General features: G+C 39.0%; 17 protein-coding genes and 1 tRNA gene (1 of these 18 cut by a window edge). 14 read left to right on the top strand and 4 right to left on the bottom strand.

The annotated features are described in order from the left end of the window. Positions 1-121: 121 nt before the first annotated feature. The 14 genes from RCG21_RS27700 to RCG21_RS27635 all read left to right on the top strand — a co-directional run bounded on the left by RCG21_RS27700 (position 122) and on the right by RCG21_RS27635 (position 19,466). Complete coding sequence (locus tag RCG21_RS27700; RefSeq protein WP_235824778.1) at positions 122-1,837, top strand: sensor histidine kinase; 1,716 nt, start codon at positions 122-124, stop codon at positions 1,835-1,837. Then, positions 1,834-2,979: a response regulator gene (locus RCG21_RS27695; RefSeq protein WP_308913960.1), complete on the top strand. Its 1,146-nt coding sequence runs from the start codon at positions 1,834-1,836 to the stop codon at positions 2,977-2,979. Before RCG21_RS27700 ends, RCG21_RS27695 begins: the two co-directional genes overlap by 4 nt. Before the next feature lie 146 nt (positions 2,980-3,125). Further along, positions 3,126-4,391, top strand: a complete 1,266-nt coding sequence (locus tag RCG21_RS27690) for a sugar ABC transporter substrate-binding protein (protein ID WP_308913959.1) — start codon at positions 3,126-3,128, stop codon at positions 4,389-4,391. Between the two features lie 54 nt (positions 4,392-4,445). Continuing rightward, positions 4,446-5,354, top strand: a complete 909-nt coding sequence (locus RCG21_RS27685; protein ID WP_308914304.1) for a carbohydrate ABC transporter permease — start codon at positions 4,446-4,448, stop codon at positions 5,352-5,354. Between the two features lie 29 nt (positions 5,355-5,383). Then, positions 5,384-6,214: a carbohydrate ABC transporter permease gene (locus RCG21_RS27680; protein WP_133334185.1), complete on the top strand. Its 831-nt coding sequence runs from the start codon at positions 5,384-5,386 to the stop codon at positions 6,212-6,214. A gap of 36 nt (positions 6,215-6,250) precedes the next feature. Beyond that, complete coding sequence (locus RCG21_RS27675) at positions 6,251-7,936, top strand: amylo-alpha-1,6-glucosidase (RefSeq protein WP_308913958.1); 1,686 nt, start codon at positions 6,251-6,253, stop codon at positions 7,934-7,936. 26 nt (positions 7,937-7,962) lie between these two features. Then, positions 7,963-8,742: an SDR family NAD(P)-dependent oxidoreductase gene (locus RCG21_RS27670; protein WP_133334187.1), complete on the top strand. Its 780-nt coding sequence runs from the start codon at positions 7,963-7,965 to the stop codon at positions 8,740-8,742. 53 nt (positions 8,743-8,795) lie between these two features. Beyond that, entirely contained in the window at positions 8,796-10,184 is a 1,389-nt protein-coding gene (gene gcvPA / locus RCG21_RS27665) for an aminomethyl-transferring glycine dehydrogenase subunit GcvPA (RefSeq protein ID WP_308913957.1), read from the top strand. A 19-nt stretch (positions 10,185-10,203) separates the two neighbouring features. Then, on the top strand, positions 10,204-11,778 hold the full coding sequence (gene gcvPB / locus RCG21_RS27660) for an aminomethyl-transferring glycine dehydrogenase subunit GcvPB (protein ID WP_308913956.1): 1,575 nt from the start codon (positions 10,204-10,206) through the stop codon (positions 11,776-11,778). Positions 11,779-11,824: 46 nt separating this feature from the next. Next, positions 11,825-13,114 (top strand): ABC transporter substrate-binding protein, encoded by a 1,290-nt coding sequence (locus RCG21_RS27655; protein WP_235824779.1) that lies wholly within the window; start codon positions 11,825-11,827, stop codon positions 13,112-13,114. Between the two features lie 73 nt (positions 13,115-13,187). Next, entirely contained in the window at positions 13,188-14,102 is a 915-nt protein-coding gene (locus RCG21_RS27650; protein ID WP_208025350.1) for a carbohydrate ABC transporter permease, read from the top strand. Positions 14,103-14,107: 5 nt separating this feature from the next. Continuing rightward, entirely contained in the window at positions 14,108-14,938 is an 831-nt protein-coding gene (locus tag RCG21_RS27645; RefSeq protein WP_208025351.1) for a carbohydrate ABC transporter permease, read from the top strand. Positions 14,939-14,961: 23 nt separating this feature from the next. Further along, positions 14,962-18,018: a beta-galactosidase subunit alpha gene (gene ebgA / locus RCG21_RS27640; protein WP_308913955.1), complete on the top strand. Its 3,057-nt coding sequence runs from the start codon at positions 14,962-14,964 to the stop codon at positions 18,016-18,018. Positions 18,019-18,158: 140 nt separating this feature from the next. Further along, positions 18,159-19,466 (top strand): DEAD/DEAH box helicase, encoded by a 1,308-nt coding sequence (locus RCG21_RS27635; protein ID WP_308913954.1) that lies wholly within the window; start codon positions 18,159-18,161, stop codon positions 19,464-19,466. Between the two features lie 52 nt (positions 19,467-19,518). On the opposite strand, the gene RCG21_RS27630 is transcribed toward RCG21_RS27635, so the two are convergent. The 4 genes from RCG21_RS27630 to RCG21_RS27615 form a co-directional block, all read right to left on the bottom strand. Then, the gene (locus RCG21_RS27630; protein ID WP_133334193.1) at positions 19,519-21,057 is read right to left on the bottom strand and encodes a solute symporter family protein; all 1,539 of its coding nucleotides are present in this window, start codon (positions 21,055-21,057) and stop codon (positions 19,519-19,521) included. Then, positions 21,054-21,383, bottom strand: coding sequence for a DUF485 domain-containing protein (locus RCG21_RS27625; protein ID WP_133334194.1), 330 nt, complete (start codon positions 21,381-21,383; stop codon positions 21,054-21,056). The genes RCG21_RS27630 and RCG21_RS27625 overlap by 4 nt, the downstream gene beginning before the upstream one ends. A gap of 268 nt (positions 21,384-21,651) precedes the next feature. Then, a tRNA-Ala gene (locus RCG21_RS27620) sits at positions 21,652-21,724 on the bottom strand. A gap of 85 nt (positions 21,725-21,809) precedes the next feature. After that, positions 21,810-22,317, bottom strand: partial view of an MgtC/SapB family protein gene (locus RCG21_RS27615; protein ID WP_133334195.1) — the 3' portion only. Its footprint extends 188 nt past the window's final position; 508 of the gene's 696 nt are visible here — the last part of the coding sequence; its start codon lies beyond the right edge, outside the window; its stop codon occupies positions 21,810-21,812.

Here is a 22,317-nt window from a genome sequence, read left to right as displayed (position 1 = left end):
TTTCTTACGTTGAAAATTTCACCAGGTTTTTCCTTTGAGTTTCGTTTGAAAGATTCCCTCAATTCTTACTATTTTTGATATGATTGATTTGAGCATAAATCTATTATGACTGGTGAGCCAAATGAAATTTACTTTTAAGAATAAAGCAGCAGGAATTAAATTTCTTTTTTATCGCAGCATCCGCACGAAAATGGTTGTATTTTTTCTAATGGTAGCACTCATTCCATTGGCCATTTTCGGTCTGCTGTCCTATCAAAAGTCCTCGACGATTGTGAATAAACAATACAATGATTATGAACGATTTGCTGTCTCTCAATTGGATAAACAAATTGAAAATACGATTCAGCAGATGTTTGTGGTTTCAAAGGATATTAATCACTATCTATCGGATCCAACTTTAATTATTTTAAAAGAAGAAATACCACGGACCTATTCGGCATTTATTGAAAATAAAAACTTTGAACGCTATTTAGAAGCACATAAAACCTATAATACAAAGGGAATCTACCTCATTACGAATACAGGCTACTACTATGGAAATAATCAAGTGAATATCCACCAGCTTTTTCAAAAGCCTTTTTGGAAGGAAATTAATAATTTAAAGGAAGGGCAGCTTTGGATTGGCTTCTATAATGCTGACCATTACTATACAGGCAATAAAAAGGAAAAATTAATTGGGATGGTTCTTCCAATTGAAAGCCAGTTTGGGGTATTAAAAGGCAGTAAGCTTTTGATCGAAACAAACGCTGATGAATTGCTCTCCCATATTAAGTTTTTAGAGAAATCGTTGCATTCTTCGATTACACTAAGAAATGGAAACCATCAGATTGTATATAAAACAAATCATGCACCTAAAAATTTACCATCAGATATTGTCTTTAATAATCATATCGATACCTATGGATGGGATATTATTGTTCGGATCCCGCAAAAGTATTTTTATAAATCATCCAATGTAATTTTTCATTATACTGTTTTGGCAATTTTATTTTCCATCATCCTTGCCTGCATTTTAGCCGTTGTATTTTCGGTTCCGCTCTCAAAACGAATTAAAAGCCTTAAAGCCTCCATGGAAAGTGTAAGTAAAGGGGATTTAAATACCCAGATAGCGGTTACTTCGGAAGATGAATTAGCAATCTTGGGGCGAAGCTTTAATGATATGGTCCATCAAATTAAGGAATTAATTGAAAAAATTAGTCAAACAGAACGTTTAAAAAGGCAGGCAGAGTTAAAGGCATTTCACTATCAAATTAACCCACACTTATTATTTAACACTTTAAACTCAATCCAATGGAAGGCAAGACTGTTAGGGGCAAAAGAAGTTCAAGAAATGATCTATCATCTAACAGAAGTTCTTCATGAAAACTTAAATTTTGCCGATGAATTAATTCCTTTGAAAAAAGAACTACAAACCATCCAGCATTATTTAAAGGTTCAGGAGGTACGTTTTGGCCATACATTTGAATATGTTGAAACCTTACAAGAAAATTGTTTAGAATGTTTAATCCCAAGGATGACACTCCAGCCTTTATTCGAAAATATCTTTTTTCATGCATTTGAAGATGGGCAAGGGAGAATTGAGCTCAAGGTGGAAGAAAAAGATGATTATATTGAGCTTACGTTAGAGGATAACGGAAAAGGAATGAATGAAGAGACCATTAGGAAACTGCTTGACCCGAGGCAACATGATGAAGGAGGAAAAGGGATTGGCGTATATAATGTTGACCAACGCGTTAAACTCCATTTTGGAACGGAGTATGGCTTATCAATCGAATCAGTCGTAGGTTTAAAGACAATTTTTAGAATGAGATGGCCGAGAAGGAGAAAACTCAAATGATAAAGGTACTGATTGCTGACGATGAACTAATTGTACGAAAAGGATTAATGGCAACCGTCGAATGGGAAAAATATAATATGACAGTGATTGCTGATGCCCCTAACGGACAAAAGGCCTGGGAGTTGTTCGAGGAGCACCGTCCTGAAATTGTGATAACGGATATTGTTATGCCGGAAGTGAACGGAATTGAATTAGCCAGAAAAATTAAACAATTATATCCTGATACGAAAATATTACTATTAAGCTGTCATCGGGATTTTACATATGCGCAGGAAGGCATGAATATTGGAGCCTCAGGTTATATATTGAAAACAGCTTTTCAGGATCAGCAATTTGAAGAATATCTAAAGCGTTTTGAAGGGGAAATTAATTCGGTTCATCATGACCAAAAAACGTTTGATTCGTCATCATTGGCAAAGGAGTTTTATGCGTGGTTATGTGACTTTGAAAATTCATTTCCAATGATATTAGAAGAGTTATTCTTAAAAGAGTGGAAATGGATGCAGCAGCCCTATTATATTTATTTATTAAATCGATTAAAAGACAGTGATTTTCTGCTTACAAAGTTACAATCCGAGGAAAAACTAGTTGCAAAAATTTCTTGCGGTCAAGATCAAGCATTTATTTTTATTCCCGAAAAGTCACAGCGGCAATTTGAGCGATTGCTTGTCGAGGCTAGAGGGGGTGAGCCAGCCGTTCGTTGGAATATAAATGGTCCAAATCAAGGAATCAAGGAATGGATGGACGGGGTTTCCACCCTATATAGGCAGCTGCAATTTGAAAAACAATTTAAATATTCGATGGAAAATTGGCCATTACCAATTCAAAAGGCGGTACAAAAGATTATTTTACATTTGGACGAACCTCTTTCTTCTACAGATATTGCAAGTGAGGTTGGGTTAAGCCGCAGCCATTTTAGTACAATGTTTAAAAAGGCAGTTGGTGAAAGCTTTATTGCCTTTACGGAAAGAATAAGAGTACAAGTTGCTTGTGATCTTCTTGAAAAAACATCCTTAACATCACAGGAAATTAGTGAAAAAGTAGGGATTCAGGATGGTAAATACTTCAGCAAATGGTTTAAAAAATGCATCGGGGTCACACCTTCAGACTACCGGCAAAACAAAAAGAAGAATATCATCTAACAAAATTCCTAATCATTCTGTATCTTGCGAAATTTCAAACAATATTACAAAAAGAATAAGATGAATTTAAGTTTAAGACCGCTTTCATTAAGGTTACAATGAAAGCGGTTTCTGTTATGTATAAGGAAAAAAAGGGGGAATTAAAAATGAAGAAAATTACAGTTGCTTTTTTAGTATTCCTTTTGCTTTTTGCAATGGCCGCATGTTCAAACAGTAAATCAAGCGGTACAGAAGACGCAAAAGGTAATGACAGCAGCGGAAAAACCACGATTCGATTTGCAACATGGGATTCTGGGGAAACATTAAAAATTCAACAATTGATTGCGAAAAAGTTTGAAGAAAAAAACCAAAATGTAAAGGTTCAAGTAGAAGCTTACGGAGATGGATTTGACCAAAAACTGGCTGCGGCGTTTGGTGCAAAAAACCCGCCAGATGTTATGTATATGTGGAATTTCCCAGCTTACTTTCAATCGTTAGAGCCGCTGGATAATTTGATTAAAAATGATTCTGAAATGGATATGAATGATTTTTATCAGGGGTTATTTAATTACTCCAGCATATACGGGAAAGTATACGGGATGCCAGCCGGGTTCACCACAAGGGTTGTTTATTTTAACAAGGATTTATTTGATGCAGCAAAGATTCCTTATCCAAAGGATGGCTGGACATGGGATGACTTTAAAAATATCGCCAAGAAATTATCAGCCCCATCCAAAAAACAGTATGGATTTGGGGTAAGGCCTGAACCCGATACTTATGATCTACAAGGCTTTGTTTGGAGCAACGGCTCAAGCTTCATTAGTGAAGACGGAAAGAAAATCAAAGGATATATGAACAGTCCGGAAACCGTTCAAGCACTGCAAATGTTTGCAGATATGGTTAAGGATAAAAGTGCTGTTCTTGTCGGTGGAAAAAATCAACAGAGCGGTGATGATATTTTCAAGGCAGGCAAGCTTGCCATGTGGGAAAGTGGTATCTGGCCATTGGAGGGCTTTAAGGAAGCTAAGGTGAACTTTGGAACAGTGGAAATGCCTTCATTTGGCAGCAAGCCAGTAAAAGGAGTGATCGCATCGTCTGCGGTCTCGATTGCAAAAGATTCAAAACATAAAGATCTTGCATGGAAGTTTGTAAAATTTTACTCTTCAGCGGAAGCAATCAAAATGAGAACAGCTGATTTACCTGTACGTATTAGCGTTGTAAAGGAAATGAAAACGGATCAAGATCCGATGATTAAACCATTTTACAAAATGCTTGAAAGATCAAATGATACGCCTGCTTTCTTATTAAATAAAAATTGGGATGAAATTAATCGCAACTTATCAGCAGCTGTCAATGCGATTATGCTCGGACAAGATGGAGAACAGTTATTGAATAAGGCTGTGAAGGATTCCGAGAAGTATGTAGGACAGTAAAAACTAAAAAGAGGTGTTTTTTTGTTGAAACCCGTGTATACCTCACCTGCACCTATTGTAAAAATCAAAAAACAAACTAGGTGGGACAAAATTGTCCCCCTCCTTTTTATCGCACCATGGTTGATTGGATTTTTAGCTTTTACATTAGGTCCATTGCTCTATTCACTGTTTATTAGTTTCTTTGATTGGCCGATTGTAGGTGAACATAAATTTATTGGTCTTGATAATTATAAGACGATGTTTACCGACGACCCGTTATTTTGGGAATCATTATGGGTGACCGTAAAATTTGCTGGTTTATTTGTCCCTCTTAATCTCATAACCGCTCTCTTTCTAGCGATTTTATTGAACCAAAAGATAAAAGGACACTCTATATTTCGAACCCTTTTCTATTTACCGTCGGTTATCTCCGGAGTCGCGCTTGCGATGATTTGGGCTTGGGTTTATAACGGCGAATATGGAATCCTGAACTACTTTTTGTCACTAGTAGGAGTAAAAGGACCGGATTGGTTAAACGATCCACATTCAGCATTGATTGCAATGGTTATTGCCAGTCTTTGGGGACAAGGGACAATGATGCTGATTTTCCTGGCAGGCTTGAAGGCTATTCCCCATGATTTATATGAAGCAGCTTCAATTGATGGAGCAAATAAAATCCAACAGTTTTTCAAAATCACGATTCCGATGTTAACACCGACGATTTTATTTAATTTAATCACAACGATTATCAGCGCATTTCAACAATTAACCCTTGCTCTTATTCTGACTGGGGGTGGCCCGCTGAGATCCACATATTTCTATGCAATGTATGTTTACGAAAACGCCTTTAAGTATTTTAAAATGGGTTATTCCTCTGCTAATGCCTGGTTTATGTTTGTCATTGTCTTAATTTTAACTCTATTAGTCTTTAAATCATCATCAGCCTGGGTTTATTACGAAGGGGAAGTTAAAAATAAATCGTAATATAGAATACCGGGGTAGGGGAGTGCTTCATGAAAACAAAAAGAAGAATTGAGAAAACAACCGTTTATATACTACTTATCTTTTTTTCCTTGCTATTCTTGGCACCCTTTTTCTGGATGCTGACGACTTCATTGAAATCACAGCATGAGCTTTACCTTTTTCCGCCTAAATGGATCCCATCAAAATTCGAATGGGGAAATTTTAAAGAGGCATGGATGTCCCAGCCGTTTAATCAATTTTTTGTTAATACCGTCACAGTAACCGTCATGTCGACAATTGGTCAGTTGATTTCATCTTCTCTGGTCGCCTATGGTTTTGCACGATTTAGGTTTAAAGGAAGAGACTTTTTGTTTATTGTTCTGCTTGCTTCGATGATGATTCCTTGGGAGGTAACGATGATTCCACAGTATATGGAATTTAACTTCCTTGGCTGGATTAATACGTTAAAGCCGCTGTTTGTACCTTCTTGGTTTGGGGCACCATTTTATATTTTCTTAATGCGGCAATTTATTATGTCTATACCCAAGGAACTTGATGAGGCGGCACGTATGGATGGTGCGAATCCATTTCAAATCTACTATAAAATTTATCTTCCTTTAATGAAGCCATCATTGATTCTAGTTGCCGTATTTAATATTTTAACCTGCTGGAATGATTACTTAGGCCCGCTTGTTTTCTTAAATGACCAAAGTAAGTACACATTAACACTGGGCTTAGCACAATTTAAGGGAATGTTTGGGGTTGATATGGAGAGCATTATGGCTGTAACCTTCTTAATCAGTCTGCCGCCGCTCGTCTTATTCTTTTTTGCCCAGCGCTATATTGTGGAGGATTCCTCCAGGTCAGGAGTTAAAGGCTAAAAGAATTGTGATGAGGATAAAGAAGAGGTGGATAGAATGTTTGATATTAAAAAGGTTCCTTTCAGCCGCAATGGTTCATATATGGTCATTTCACCCTTGCATGGAAAGGATGAACAACATCTTTATCTGAGAAATATCCGAAACGGGGACAATGATTTAGGTGAGGTTTTTCGAATCGAGGTTCTAGCTGATGGTCAGGTGGTACAGTATGCCCCGGTACTAAGCCCAAATTTTCTTCGGCTTGAGACAGACAGGGGATTTGCTGACTTCGTTATCAGTGAAGCAAAGGTATTGCAAATTCGAAGTGTTGGAGTAGGGGTCCGCCTAACTGGTATAACAGGGGCATATGATTATGCGGTTCCGGTTAATAATGACCGTTTTGAGGTCAATCATTCAAAACAGGAAATCCGTTATATGATGACTCCTATAAAAGGCCAGCTTTTGATGGATGCACCCTTTCAAGAACAAAGATGCCTTAAGATCGTGGCTGATTTTTTGCCTGAAACACAGTCGTCGGAAATGGAATGTGCAATTGAAGAGTTTTTTACCGTGTGGAACGAGCGGGAATATTTACAATTTTCAAACGTTCTGGAATCTGTTCGAAATGAATTTCAAACTTGGCTGGATCACTCTCTGGAGTGCGATGTCAAATTGACTAATGGGCGGGAACTTGCAGCATATATCACGTGGTCTTGTATCGTTCAGCCTGAAGGGAAATTAACAAGACCGGCTATGTACATGTCAAAGAATTGGATGACGAATATTTGGAGCTGGGATCACTGCTTTAATGCATTGGCATTAGCAAAAAAACAACCCGAATTAGCATGGGATCAATTTATGATCTTTTTTGAACATCAGGATGAGTCGGGAATGCTCCCAGATTTTCTTAACAATCGCTTTGCTTTATGGAATTTTACAAAACCGCCGATCCATGGATGGACATTAAAACAGCTAATGGAGAACCGTGACATAGTGACAAAGGGAAAATTGCAGGAAGTGTACGAACCATTATGTAAATGGACAGAATGGTGGTTTAAATACAGGGATGATGATCATGACGGAATACCCCAATATAATCACGGAAATGACAGCGGCTGGGATAATAGCACCATTTTTCATCAAGGAACACCGATTGAAAGCCCTGATTTATCTTCCTTCTTGATTTTACAAATGGAGACACTCTCTGAAATAGCAGAGGAATTAGGGGAAAAAGAAGAGTCTCGGGAGTGGGCTAAGAAATCGAACGATTTACTTGACCGAATGATCCGTCACTTTTGGATTAATGAACGGTTTGCGGCAGTGAAGTCCGGGGACCATTCAATCATTGAATCAGAAAGTCTTGTACTTTATATACCTATTATTCTAGGAAAACGACTTCCTGATTCGATTCGGAAAAAATTAGTGGAGGGAATCATATCCAACGATTTTTTAACGCCATTCGGGCTTGCTACTGAAAAGCCAACTAGTGCTTATTTCCGAGAGGATGGATATTGGCGAGGGCCTATCTGGGCTCCGACTACTTTATTAGTTTATAAGGGATTGGCCGATTCTGGGGAAACAGAATTAGCGCAGGTAGTGGCACATAGGTTTTGCAATATGGCAAACCAATCAGGAATGGCTGAAAACTTTCATGCACTAACGGGAGAAAGCTTACGTGATCCAGCTTTTACATGGACTTCAAGTGTGTTCCTAATTTTGGCAAATACTTTAAATAGTTATTAAAATTTAGTGTCGTAGGAGGTTTTACAATGTTAACTCAAGATTATTTTGGTTTGGAAAATAAGGTGTGTGTTGTAACGGGGGGCGCTTCAGGAATTGGCCTTGCAACTGCCACACTTTTGGCGGAAGTAGGAGCTAAGGTGATTCTTTTAGACATTAATGCGGAAAACGGTGAGAGAGCAGCATCTGATCTTAAAAATAAAGAAAATCAGGCAGAGTTTGTCCAATGTGATGTAACGAAATCAAGTGAATGTGAAAAGGTACGTAATTATATTGAAGCAAGTTACGGCAGAATTGATGTTCTTTTTAACAATGCCGGGGTGATTCGAAGAAAGACAGTGGTTGATTTGGAAGAGTCCGATTGGGATTTAGTATTAGATGTTTCCTTAAAAGGAATTTATCTTCTCTCAAAATATTTAATTCCGCTTATGGCGTCCGGCGGTGGAGGCAGCATTATTAATACTGGTTCGGGATGGGGAATAAAGGGTGGAGATCAAGCGGCTGCCTATTGCGCAGCGAAGGCTGGAGTAGTGAATTTAACAAAAGCAATGGCAATCGACCATGGCCCACAAAATATTCGTGTGAATTGCATTTGCCCTGGTGATACCGATACACCGTTATTAAGGGACGAAGCCAAGCAGCTAAATCTAAAAGAAGATGCCTTCCTCGTATCATCTGCTAAAGGACGGCCATTAGAAAGACTGGGTACACCAAGAGATATAGCAAAGGGAGTACTTTTCCTTGCAAGCGACCTATCATCTTGGGTGACGGGTACAGACTTAATTGTAGATGGCGGAGGATTGGCTTAACTTTTTTTAAAAATAAAAAAATAATAGATTTAAGATTACAGGGAGGTAAGATTATGGCGCAAAAAGTACATCCTTATATACCGAATATGGTGCCAGAAGTACAAGCGGAGATGTTAAAGATAATTGGAGCCGATTCCATCATGGAATTGTACTCCTGTATCCCGGAAGAACTTCAGCTCAAAGGGGAATTAAAGCTGCCGCCTGCATTAACAGAATATGAGCTGCGGCGGCATATTGAAGGAATTCTTAATAAGAATACCAGTACAAAAGAATATTTAAATTTCTTAGGGGCCGGCTGCTGGCAGCATTTTGTTCCTGCTGTATGTGATGAAATCAATCAGCGCTCTGAATTTTTAACCGCATATGCGGGGGAACCCTATGAAGATCATGGACGATTCCAGGCCCTTTTTGAATATCAGAGTCTAGTAGCAGAACTAGTAGATATGGACGTTGTCAATGTACCGACATTTGATTGGGGACAGGCGGCAGCAACATCGATTCGAATGGCTGCGCGCATTACCGGAAGGAAAAAAGTATTATTGGCAAAGACCGTTGCTCCGGAACGAAGCAAAATTATCGTCAATTATGGTACACCGGAATTGGAATTTGAGTTTGTTCAATTTGATACCAAATCGGGAGCATTGGATTTATCGGATTTAAACGCAAAATTAACGGATGAGGTGGCTGCCCTTTATTTTGAAAATCCTTCCTACCTTGGATTTATTGAGGCACAAGGGTCGGAGATTTCTACTTTATTAAAAGAAAATCAAACCTTGATGGTTGTTGGGGTGGACCCAATTTCTCTAGGAGTTCTTGCACCACCAAGTCATTATGGTGCGGATATTGTTTGTGGAGACCTTCAGCCACTCGGCATGCATATGAATTTCAGCGGCGGTCAGGCAGGCTTTATTGCAACTCATAATGATGTGAAATTTGTAAATGAATATCCATCCCGTTTATTTGGAATTGTTCCAACCGTAAAGGAGGGCGAATATGGTTTTGGCGATGTAGCATATGACAGAACCTCTTTTGCCTTAAGGGAAAAAGGGAAGGAATCCGTTGGTACCCAGACAGCCTTATGGGGAATAACCGCAGGTGTCTACCTTGCGTTACTTGGGCCTTATGGAATACAGGAAGTAGGCCAAACGATTATGCAGAACAGTCAATATGCTGTACAGCAGTTAAATCAAATTCCTAGTTTATCAGGATCGCGATTAGATTCACCATTTTTTAAAGAATTTATCGTTGATTTTAATCAGACTGGCGTCACTGTTGAAGAGATTAATCAAAGATTAGTAGATCGGAAAATTTTTGGAGGGAAGGACCTCTCAAAAGAATTTCCGGTGTTTGGTCAATCAGCCTTATTTTGTGTAACGGAGGTCCATACGAAAGAGGATATTGATTTTCTAGTTCAATCCCTAAATGAAATCTTAACGAAATAACAGAGAGGAGCTTTTATTCATGCGAAGGATAGAGCGTATAAGCAAAACTCGTGATTTTCATCAGGCTAAATGGAATGAGCCCATTATTTTTGAACTTCATCAGCCAGGAGAAAAAGGAGTCGAATTGCCTCCGGTTAATGAAAAAATTGCTGCAGCAGTTGGGGATGGAATATCGGCAATACCTAAGACCATGCAGAGAAATCAAAAAACTAGTCTTCCTGAAATTGCGCAAGCACGTGTATTGAGACATTATTTAAGATTATCGCAAGAAACCCTAGGATCTGATTTTAATGTGGAAATTGGCCAGGGAACTTGTACGATGAAATATATTCCGAAAATTAACGAATTGTTAATTCGTGACCCGAAAATCATGGAGCTTCATCCGTTACAGAATGTTGATACGGTTCAAGGAATGCTGGAGATTTTTTATAAATTGGATCTTTGTATGAGAGAAATTTCCGGGATGGACTGTTTTTCATTCCAGCCAAGCAGTGGAACACAGGCGCTTTTTACAATGGCATCGATAGTTCAAAAATATCATGAAAAAAGGGGCGAGGGGGATCAACGTGATGAAATTATCACCACCATTTTTTCCCATCCATCCCAAGCTGCAACGGCAGCCGTAAAGGGCTATAAAATTATTACCCTTCATCCAGATGAAAATGGTTTCCCGGATATTGAAAAATTAAAAGCAGCGGTTTCTGAAAGAACTGCCGGTTTTGTTGTTGCAAACCCGGAGGATACCGGCATTTTTAACCCATGGATTAAAGAATTTACCGACATCGTTCATCGAGTGGGCGGGATTTGCTTTTACGATCAGGCGAATGCAAACGGGCTTTTAGGAATTACCAGAGCGAAAGAAGCCGGTTTTGATATGTGTTTCTTTAATCTTCATAAAACTTTTGCTGCACCGCATATGTGCGGCGGGCCAGCTACGGGTGCATTGGGAGTAAAAGCTGAATTAAAAGAATTCTTGCCGGCACCAATTGTGGAAATGGTAGGTGGAAAATACCTGCTTAATGAAGATTTGAAGCATTCAATTGGAAAGGTACGCTCCTTCCACGGTGTAGCGCAAACGGTTTTACGTGCCTATGCATGGATTCGGGCACTTGGTGCTGAAGGTCTTAAGGAAGTCGCAAAAATTGCCGTTTTAAACAATAACTATATGTATCATAGGGTATTGGCAATCCGCGGTGCAGGTGCACCGTATGTTAAGGGACACCGTCTTGAACAGGTTCGTTACAGCTGGGAACAGCTTACAAAGGAAACGGGTGTAACTACAGAAGATGTAACGTTAAGAATGACTGATTTTGGCCTCCATTACTGGACTAGTCACCATCCCTATATTGTCAAACAGCCATTCACCCTTGAGCCGACAGAGTCTTATTCAAAAGAGGATTTAGATGAATATATTCATTCCTTAGAGCAAATTTCAAAAGAAGCATATGAAAATCCGGAAATTGTCAAATCTGCCCCGCATAATAGCACTATACACAAAATTGACGAACAAGACTATTTGGATAACCCGGAAAAATGGTGTATTACTTGGCGCACGTATTTAAAAAAGACAAAAGAATTTGACTCTGTTAGATAGGCGGTTTTAAAAGGTTCAGTAATGAATGACAAATGGGGGGCTAAGAATGAGAAGGTACCTTTCTATTATGTTAGCAATTGCACTGATTTTACTCGCTGCGTGTTCAAATTCAGCCAGTAATGAGGGAACAACCGGTGATGCGAAACACCCATCAGGGACAATAACGATATGGGGATGGGACGTTGCAGCAGCAACGATGAAAGCCTCAGTAGAAAAGTTTCAAAAGAAATACCCTGATGTAAAAGTGAAGGTAGAGGATTTCAACAGCTCAGATCTTTATGACAAATTAACGGTGGGTCTAGCAGCGAGAGGTTCTGGCCTTCCCGATGTTGTTTTAATGGAAGATGAACGAATTCCAGGCTATGTCCATCAATTCCCTCAAGGTTTTTTAAACTTAAGTAAGCTCGGATATGGAAAGTATAGAGATTCTTTCAACCCTGCAAAGGTTGCTGCAGATCAAGATAAGGAAGGAAACTTTATTGCCGCACCATGGGATATCGGTCCTGCAGGAGTTTTCTACCGTGTCGACTATTTTAAAAAGGCGAATGTCAATCCAAATTCGATCAAGACATGGGATGACTATATTGCAGCTGGCAAGAAAATTAAAGCAGCAACTGGTGCGAAAATGCTTCCAATCGATATTCCAAATTATGATGGCGTCTTCCAATTGATGATGCAGGAGCAAGGACTTTCTTATTTTGATAAGGATGGAAAAACCACCCTTCAATCTAAGGAAGCCATCCGGGCAATGGATGTTATTAAAAAGCTTCATGATGAGGAATTAATTCTTAACAACAAAGGCTGGGATGGAATTGTAACGGCCACTGTAAACGGCAGTGTTGCGACCGTTCCTTATGGAGTTTGGTATGCAGGGTCGATTATGGATCAGGCGCCTAAATTAAAGGGAAAATGGGATGTATTTTATTTACCAAGCTTTGAGGAGGGCGGAAACAGGTATGCAAACGTTGGCGGATCTTCCTTATTGATTCCGGCGACAAGCAAAAATCAATCCGCTGCCTATTCCTTTGTTGACTTCTTTACAACAGATAAAGAATCTCAATTATTAGGCTTTGAAAAATATGGACTTTTCCCTTCGTTAAAGGAAACCTATAGTGCGCCGCAATTTACCGAAAACAACGAGTACTTTAATAATAGCCCGATTTTCAAAAAATTTGCCGATATTGTCGATCAAGTTCCACGAATTAATGTAAATGAATACTTATCAAAAGCAAGTACCCTAACTAGCAACGCGCAAGCAGCGATACTACTGGAAAATAAATCTGTCAAATCCGCATTGAAAGATGCCGAGATTCAATTAAAAAATGAAGTAAAATAGAAACACTTTTGGGATGAGAGGGGAGTTCACTCCTCTCATTTCTATCATATTTGGGTGTCAGGGGGGAGATACAATGGCTCAGACAGAAAAGGTGCAAAAAACAGTAGCGGCCTTTCGTGTCAATGCGAAAAAAAATATCGTCACACCTAAAACTGCTCCATACTTTTTTATTGGTCCCGCATTGCTATTGTTAGTCGTTTTCACGGTTTATCCGGTAATCTCTTCGTTAATTTTAAGCTTCCAAGAGGTTCGCGGTGTAGAGAAGACGTTTGTGGGTTTTGCAAATTATTCGCGATTATTTCATGATCCGATTTTTTACAAATCATTATTAAATACATTTGAAATTTTGATCGTTCAAGTTCCAATCATGCTGTTCCTATCCTTATTGATTGCTGTAGGACTGCACTCTTCAATGGTAAAGGCAAAGGCATTTTTTCGAATTTCTTTTTTTATGCCAGCAATCACAGCATTAGTCGCGGCATCGATTGTATTTATGATTCTATTGGATGAACATTTTGGACTTGTAAACTATTTTTTATCCTTTTTTGGAGTAAAGCCTGTTCATTGGTTAACCAGTCCTTTTTGGGCAAAAGCTTCTGTGATTCTAGTCATGACATGGAGATGGACGGGATACAATATGGTTATTTTTTTAGCTGGTTTACAAAATATCCCTTCCGAATTATATGAAGCTGCCAGTATAGATGGAGCCGGAAAGGTAAAGCAATTCTTTATGATTACCATTCCACAGTTAAAACCAGTGTTTATATTTACAGTGGTGATGTCCACGATTGGGACGCTTCAGCTCTTTGATGAACCATTTATTTTAACCCAAGGGGGACCAAATAGTGCAACAATGACCATTACTCTTTATTTATATGAAACTGGCTTTAAATTTTTTGATTTTGGCTATGCATCAGCCATTGCCTATGTCCTAGTGGTGATCACGGCCGTCATTTCTTGGATTCAAATGAAATTGGTAGGTGAGTAGAATACATGAATACTTCAAATGAGATGTCTTCAAAAATCGGTATATATGGATTGTTGTTCATTGGGGTCATTTTTTCGATTGCTCCCTTTTATTGGATGCTTGTCAGTTCTACTCATCCATCTGGAGAAATTTTTAGCCTGCCGCCAAAGCTTTTGCCAGGAGATTACTTAGCCAAAAATTTTCACTCCCTTGGTGAATCATTAGGGATTGCAAAAATTTTTTGGAATTCATTGTTTATTGCTCTTGTCTATACCTTTTTCAGTACCCTTATTTCTGCAATGGCCGGTTATGCATTCGCTAAATATCGTTTCAAAGGAAAAAAATTGTTTTTTTTCATGATTTTATGTTCGTTAATGATCCCCTCTCAAGTTACCCTGATTCCATTGTTTGAAATGATGGTTTCGTTTAACTGGCTAAATACGTATCAAGCGATTATATTACCCGGCCTTGCTTCCCCTTTTGCCATTTATTTAATGAGGCAGAATATGCAGGCCGTTCCGGACTCGATTATTGAGGCTTCAAGGGTAGATGGGGCAGGGGAAATGAAAATTTTCTTTTCGGTCATTTTACCTGTGGTTCGACCGGCTTTGGCGGCAGTAGCGATTTTTCTATTTATGTCACAATGGAATAGCTTAATCTGGCCGCTTATTACACTAAATTCAAAAGAGATGTTTACTTTGCCTGTTGCCTTATCAAGCTTAATCGGAATGGCACGGATTGATTATGGCCAGCTGATGATAGGCACCACTTTATCAACCATCCCGATTATGATTTTCTTCTTGTTGCTGCAAAAGCATTTTATATCAGGGATTTTAGGTGGATCGGTAAAAGAATAGAGTTAAATTTCGAGGTGACAGATATGAAAAACATAAAAAGATGGGAAGACGTTTATACTGATGGGATTAATCGGCTTGCTGCACGTGCTCACTTTATTAGTTTTCCATCTCGTGAAGCAGCGAAAACAGGGGAAGTCGTCAACTCTCATTATTATCAGAATCTTAATGGGATGTGGAAGTTTACTTTTCTCGAAGCCCCTGAATATTGGCCAGATGGTTTTTACGAAGAAGATTTGGATACAACAGAGTGGGACAATATCGTTGTCCCGGGAAATTGGCAGATGCAGGGTTATGGTAAAATGCATTATTCAGACTTGTGGTATAACTTTCCGATCATTCCACCACGAGTACCTACAGATAATCCAACGGGCATTTATCGCCGAGAATTTGGTATTGACCGTGATTTTGACGATGAACAATTAATCCTACGTTTCAATGGGGTGGATTCGGCATTTGAATTGTATATCAACGGTCAATTTGCTGGATATAGTAAAGGTGCACGGATTCAATCGGAATTTGATATTACAGGGCTTTACCGGCAGGGTATTAATACGATGACTGTTCGGGTTTTTCAGTGGTCAGATGGCACGTATTTAGAAGATCAGGATATGTGGTGGCTAAGTGGAATTTTCCGTGATGTTGAATTGTATTCCAAGCCACAGTTAGGCCTTTATGATTACTCAGTAAATACGACGTTTGATGATGATTGGAATGACGCAGTATTTACGGTTCATGTGAAGCTGTCCGAAAAGCGGCAACAAACAATTGTTTATGAATTGATCGACCCGAATGGAAACCAGGTTTTTATCGAGGAACAAGAGGCAGATGAGTTTTTTTCTCAAAAGATTTCATCCCCATTAAAATGGAGTGCAGAACAGCCGAATTTATATCACCTTTATATGACTGTTTTAGAAGAGGGTAGAGTCATCGAGGTAATTCACCAGTCTGTTGGATTCCGTTCCATTGTTCTGGCAGGTAATCAGTTCCTTGTAAATGGTGTCGCGATTAAACTTAAAGGTGTTAATCGTCATGATTACAATCCAAAGACAGGTCGAGTGGTTACAAGAGAAGAAATGGAGCAGGACATTAAAACAATGAAGCAAAACAATATTAATGCGATACGGACTGCCCATTACCCTAATGCCCATTCTCTTTATGACCTTTGTGATTATTACGGGATGTATGTCATTGATGAAACGGATTTAGAATGTCACGGCTTTGAACTGACAGCGAAATATGATTGGATTAGCAATGATCCTGAGTGGGAAACGGCCTATGTTTCTCGGCTGGAACGAATGATTGAACGAGACAAGAATCATCCTTGTATTATCATGTGGTCGCTTGGAAACGAGTCATCCTTTGGTGATAACTTCCGTGCAATGGCAAAACGGGCCAAACAACTGGACCCGACTCGTCTTGTTCATTATGAAGGTGATTTTAAAGCAGAAGTGACCGATGTTTACAGTACGATGTATACATGGCTGGAACATAATGAAAAATTGACAATGCAAAAAGTAATTGAAAAAACACAAAAGCCGCATATTCTTTGTGAATATGCACATGCCATGGGAAATGGACCGGGTAATTTAAAGGAGTATCAGGATTTATTTTATAAATATGATCAACTTCAAGGCGGATTTATCTGGGAATGGTTTGATCACGGGATTGAAACCACTTCGGAAAGCGGTGAGGTTTATTACCGTTATGGCGGTGACTTTGGTGATGACCCGACGAATGGAAACTTTTGTATTGATGGATTAATCATGCCTGACGGGACACCTTCCCCAAGTCTATTTGAATATAAAAAGGTCATTGAACCAGTTCAAACGGAATGTTTGGATATTGAAAATGGGAGTTTTCGTTTGACCAACCGATATGATTTTCTATCGTTGGATCAATTAGAATTAACCTGCTCACTCTATGAGGATCATAAATTACTAGAATCAAATAATGTGGAAATCCCGAACGTAAGGGCGCGGGAAAAAGCGGAAATCCAGCTTCCCGTAGCAGATGAGATTGAGCAGGTTAACGGTGCGAATTATTATTTCGTCTTTTCATATAAACTAAAACAGGATACACCTTGGGCAGCAAAAGGTCATGAATTAGCAAATGCTTCCTTTGTATTGCCTGGAAAGACTAAGATATCTAAAAAACATGCTGCCGGGGAACTTGGATTATCCAAGAATGGTGCGTTCGTATTCGTTAGTGGATCTGATTTCATTGCCACTTTCGATAGTGTAAAAGGAACGTTAAAACAGATCAGTCGGAAAGGGGAAATTTATCTTCAAAATGGACCGCAATTTCATTTTTGGCGTGCGCCGATCGATAATGATATGTACTTGCTGAAGGATTATCGCACGAAATACTTTATGCACTTAGGTCATGAAATTGTGGAAGAGGTCCGCTATGAACTAAAAGATGGTGTGTTCGAGTGGTATGTGGATGCCCTTTACGGTACAACAAACAGTTCATGGTATTATCAACTTCAGTATTTTTATAAAATTTATCCTGACGGAGATATTGTATTTACGATTAATGGTATTGCATTTGGTACAAAAGAAAATGCTCCTGTCATGATTCCGCGTTTAGGTGTTCATCTTCAGCTCAATAAAGATTTTTCACAAACTATATGGCGTGGAAGGGGACCAGGAGAAAGCTATCCCGATTCAAATCAAGCCAATCATTTAGGGGTATACACTCAAACGGTAGAAGGGTTATTTACTAATTATGTTAAACCCCAAGAGAATGGCAATCGTTCAGATTGCGATTGGGTCAGCTTTACGGATAAAAGTAAAAACAGTCTAATTTTTATTGCTGACGAAACATTTAATTTTAGTGCTTCACACTATGAGGTAGAAGACCTGGAGAAGGCTAAGCATACGATTGACTTAAGACCACGTGACTATATTGTTTTGAATATTGATTACATGCAAAATGGTCTCGGCAGTAATTCCTGCGGGCAAGACCAGTTGGAGAAATATCGTTGCAAGTTTGAAGACTTCTCGTTGAAATTCCGAATTTCCTTATTTAACGGTAATCTAGAAACTGCAGTAGAGCTTGGACGCGAAAATTGCGAATAACCAGAGGATTCCCAACATCAACTCTCGATGTTGGGTTTTTCATTTAATCGAACTAATTGGAATAAAAAGATTAATTGCTTTATTTTTGATAAACAATCATTATGAATAGATAATCATTTGAATTGAAAGTAGGGATTTTTTTGCCTGATTTTATATCATTAGGTATTTCAAAAGAATTAACGGAAACATTGCGCAGCTTCGGTATTGCCACACCGACCCCCATTCAGAAACAATCCATACCGGTTGTCATGAAGGGGAAAGATGTGATAGCGCAAGCTCAGACCGGAACAGGTAAGACATTTGCATTTATTTTGCCAATCCTTGAAAAACTTGACGCGAATGCTCTTCACGTTCAAGCACTTATTGTAACGCCAACAAGAGAATTAGCGTTACAAATTACCGATGAAATTAATAAGATGATTCAGGATATAGAGAATGTGAATGTTTTAGCCGTTTATGGAGGACAGGATGTTGAAAAACAGTTAAAAAAGTTAGAAAAAAATGTCCAAATTGTCGTTGGAACTCCGGGCAGGCTTTTAGATCATATTCGAAGAGGAACACTTGATTTATCGAGAGTTCATTTCCTGGTTTTAGATGAAGCGGACCAAATGCTCCATATTGGGTTTCTGGGAGAAGTAGAGGATATAATTAAAGAAACGCCAAAGAGCAGACAAACGATGCTCTTCTCAGCAACGATTCCGGATGAGGTTCGGAACCTGGCGAAAAAGCATATGAGGGAGCCGGAATATATACAGGTGGAAAAAAGGCAAGGGCCTGCTGCGAATGTAAAACAAATTGCTATCCACACAATTGATCGGGCAAAACAAGCAACGCTTATTCAATTAGTGGAAACCCACCGACCATTTCTAGCGGTTATTTTTTGCAGAACGAAACGTAGAGTCAGCAAATTGTTCGGAATTCTTAAAGCACATGGATTTTCTTGTGATGAATTGCATGGGGATTTGTCGCAAGCCAAAAGAGAGCAAGTCATGAAAAGATTTAGGGACGCTGAAATTCAATTGTTAATCGCGACGGATGTGGCTGCAAGGGGACTGGATGTTGAGGGAGTGACCCATGTATTTAACTACGATATTCCGCAGGATGCAGAAAGCTATGTTCACCGAATTGGCAGAACGGGTAGAGCGGGCATGAAGGGGTTAGCCATCACGTTTTATTCCTCAGCCGATCGCCCGACTCTTGATATGATTGAAAAAGAATTAAATATTCGGATTCAAAAACAAGTGCCAGACGGTGCAACGGAGCAGATTAAAAAGTCAGATAGGGATTCTAAGCATGACAAGCCGAAGCAAATCAAGGGGAATCAACAGAAACGTAAACCTTTGAACTCAAAGGCAGGTCCGTTAAAAGGGAAACGGAAAAACAGTGAAAAGACAAGCTGGGGAAGTTCTGCAAAGAGTTCTAGGAAAAATAGAAGTGGAAAGAAATAAAGAAAGGGACTGAAAAAAAATCAGTCCCTTTTTTGAAGCAATGAAAGAAATCTTACTGCCCCATCCCAATTCCTGTATTAGATTTAACCAGCACTTCCTCAAACTTCTTAACATCCGCCTTTTGGCTCGAGAAGATGGTGCCAAAGTAACCTGCTAGAAATCCGAGTGGAATTGATACAATTCCCGGTGTTGTATATGGGAAGATAGGGTTGCCGACAAAAATGGCTTTTCCTACCTCAGGACTTATTACACTTGGGCTAATTAGAACTAACCCAATTGCTGAAATTAGTCCAACCACCATTGCCCATATTGCACCGGAAGTGTTAAAACGTTTCCAGTAAATGGTGTAAATAATAACCGGCAGGTTGGCACTTGCTGCTACTGCGAAAGCAAGTGATACTAAGAAGGCAACGTTTAAGGTTTGTGCGCCAAGTGCAAGAATGATTGAAATAATGGATACCCCAATTGCTGCATAACGCGCCATCGTCACTTGCTGCTTTTCAGTTGCCTTTCCTTTACGAAGGATTTCATTGTAGAAATCATGAGCAAAGGCAGAAGCTGCTGTTAAAACAAGACCCGCAACAACGGCAAGGATCGTTGCAAACGCCACTGCAGAAATAAACGCGAACAACATGTTACCGCCAATCGCTTTAGCTAATAGGGGTGCCGCCATATTTCCGGCAGGATTTGCTGTCACAATTGCTTCATTGCCAACAAATGCAGCTGCACCAAAGCCAAGGAAAATTGTCATAACATAGAAGATTCCAATGATCCATGTAGCATAGACAACGGAGGAACGAGCTGTTTTTGCATCTTTAACTGTGAAGAAACGGACAAGAATATGTGGAAGTCCAGCAGTCCCTAAAACTAGACATAAATTTAGCGAGATTGTATCCAAGCCAATTTTATATTTCACTCCTGGATTTAAGAAGGCTTCTTTTAAAGGAGTTGCAGTTTTCATTTGCGCAAACATATCAGTAAGGCTGAAATTGAATTTAGCCAGTACAATAATTGAGATTACGAAAGTGCCGCCCATTAAAAGAATTGCCTTAATAATTTGTACCCAGCTTGTTGCATGCATTCCTCCAAAAATAACGTACACGGTCATTAAGACTCCAACAATTAATACGGATGTCGTATAATCCAAACCTAATAATAATTTAATTAGTGCACCTGCTCCAACGAGTTGCGCGATCATATAAAAAATAGAAATCGTAACAGTGTTCATCGCAGCAAAGCCACGAATCTTTTTGGTATCAAACCGTGCTGCAATCATATCTGCAAAAGTATATTTCCCTAGGTTTCGTAAAGGCTCTGCAACTAAGTAAAGAACAACAAGATACGCAACTAGGAAACCAATACTATAGAAGAAGCCATCGAATCCGGTTAAGGCTACAGCTCCTGCAATTCCAAGGAAGGATGCAGCCGACATGTAATCACCAGCAATGGCCAGACCATTTTGCCAGCCTGTCAGTCCCCCTCCGGCAGTGTAAAATTCGCTTGCATTTTTCGTCCGCTTAGAAGCTAAATATGTAACGATCAGCGTGACGAAAACAATGGCGAGGAACATAATAAATGCAGCTTTATTCATTTGCTATTGCCTCCTTCTTGGATCACTTGATTTGCCATATCATCGAATTTAGCAGCCTTTTTCGAGTAAAGGATGCATAATCCCCATGTCATAACAAATTGAAGGAAAGCAAATACCCATGCCCAAGTAATATTGCCTATAAATTTATGATTTAACACTGTGGAATAAGAAGTTAGGATTGGTAAAGCAAAATAAAAACAAAAGAAGAAGATGGTTACTGGGATGATAAATTTTTTCTTTTCGGAGAGTAATGTCTGAAATGATGAAGATTGTGCAATTTTACTGTAATCGTTTTCAATATTGTTTGCCGTCTTTTTAGCCTCCAATTTAAAGCTCCCCCTCTCAAATTAAAACCTTGATTTTTTTATGAGGAAAAAACTAAAAGACAAAGGTGACTTAAGTGTAAGAAATATAAATATCGATTCTCCTTTTTCACCTCCTTGAGGTGATTTTTAAAAATTTAGAAAATTCTAATCTAAATCTAATTATAGTTTTTATCTACCAAATTTTGCAAGAGGAAATTTCAAAAAGGAAAAATGGACTATCTACGGCATAAAAAAGAAAGCCTTTGTTTAACAAAGGCTTTCTTTTTTATGGAGAATAGGGGGCTCGAACCCCTGACCTCTTGCATGCCATGCAAGCGCTCTCCCAGCTGAGCTAATCCCCCGAATGAGTTGCACAAGAAAATTATATATGCTTTTGGTTATTCATGCAAGAGGAAATTATAAAAAAAGAGCCAAAGGATATGGCTCTTAACTAATACTTTCAACTTCTACCTTTTTAACTCCTTCAAATTGTGAAATAGAGTAGTAAACATCGGTTGTTTTTTCGCGATAATCTACAGCCACCAAAATTTGTACCGAGTGATCGCCATTGTCTAAATCCTTAATTCGTATTCTACGAATAATATATTGTTTTTCCATAATAAATGTTATAACTTTTTCAATCTGATCTTTATCTCGCATGAATAACTGGAGGCTAATTTCTTTTTCCCTTAATTGTTTTGGACCAATAAGCTTCAATAGAAATGGAATTAATTCTACGCTAATAATTAGGAGAGCAACTCCAGCAAATGCTTCCCAATAAAAGCCCGCTCCAACAGCAATTCCGATTCCGGCGGCTCCCCAAATCATTGCCGCGGTAGTCAGGCCGGAAATAGTGTCATTCCCCCTCCTTAAAATAACACCGGCTCCTAAGAAACCAATTCCAGAGACAATCTGTGCAGCAAGACGGAGCGGGTCCATTGTAATTCTCACGTGG

The sequence above is a fragment of the Bacillus salipaludis genome (assembly GCF_030938565.1).
Classification (GTDB): domain Bacteria; phylum Bacillota; class Bacilli; order Bacillales; family Cytobacillaceae; genus Neobacillus; species Neobacillus salipaludis_A.
Note: the sequence above shows the minus strand (reverse complement) of the source record. Positions and strands in the feature narration are given on the sequence as shown.

Bases quoted from the DNA above. Each gene is read 5' to 3' on its own strand.
- RCG21_RS27695 (WP_308913960.1), top strand. From the start codon at position 1,834: ATGATAAAGGTACTGATTGCTGACGATGAACTAATTGTACGAAAAGGA.
- gcvPB (WP_308913956.1), top strand. From the start codon at position 10,204: ATGCGAAGGATAGAGCGTATAAGCAAAACTCGTGATTTTCATCAGGCT.
- RCG21_RS27700 (WP_235824778.1), top strand. From the start codon at position 122: ATGAAATTTACTTTTAAGAATAAAGCAGCAGGAATTAAATTTCTTTTT.
- RCG21_RS27670 (WP_133334187.1), top strand. From the start codon at position 7,963: ATGTTAACTCAAGATTATTTTGGTTTGGAAAATAAGGTGTGTGTTGTA.
- RCG21_RS27645 (WP_208025351.1), top strand. From the start codon at position 14,108: ATGAATACTTCAAATGAGATGTCTTCAAAAATCGGTATATATGGATTG.
- gcvPA (WP_308913957.1), top strand. From the start codon at position 8,796: ATGGCGCAAAAAGTACATCCTTATATACCGAATATGGTGCCAGAAGTA.
- RCG21_RS27690 (WP_308913959.1), top strand. From the start codon at position 3,126: ATGAAGAAAATTACAGTTGCTTTTTTAGTATTCCTTTTGCTTTTTGCA.
- RCG21_RS27630 (WP_133334193.1), bottom strand. From the start codon at position 21,057: ATGAATAAAGCTGCATTTATTATGTTCCTCGCCATTGTTTTCGTCACG.
- ebgA (WP_308913955.1), top strand. From the start codon at position 14,962: ATGAAAAACATAAAAAGATGGGAAGACGTTTATACTGATGGGATTAAT.
- RCG21_RS27680 (WP_133334185.1), top strand. From the start codon at position 5,384: ATGAAAACAAAAAGAAGAATTGAGAAAACAACCGTTTATATACTACTT.
- RCG21_RS27650 (WP_208025350.1), top strand. From the start codon at position 13,188: ATGGCTCAGACAGAAAAGGTGCAAAAAACAGTAGCGGCCTTTCGTGTC.
- RCG21_RS27675 (WP_308913958.1), top strand. From the start codon at position 6,251: ATGTTTGATATTAAAAAGGTTCCTTTCAGCCGCAATGGTTCATATATG.
- RCG21_RS27655 (WP_235824779.1), top strand. From the start codon at position 11,825: ATGAGAAGGTACCTTTCTATTATGTTAGCAATTGCACTGATTTTACTC.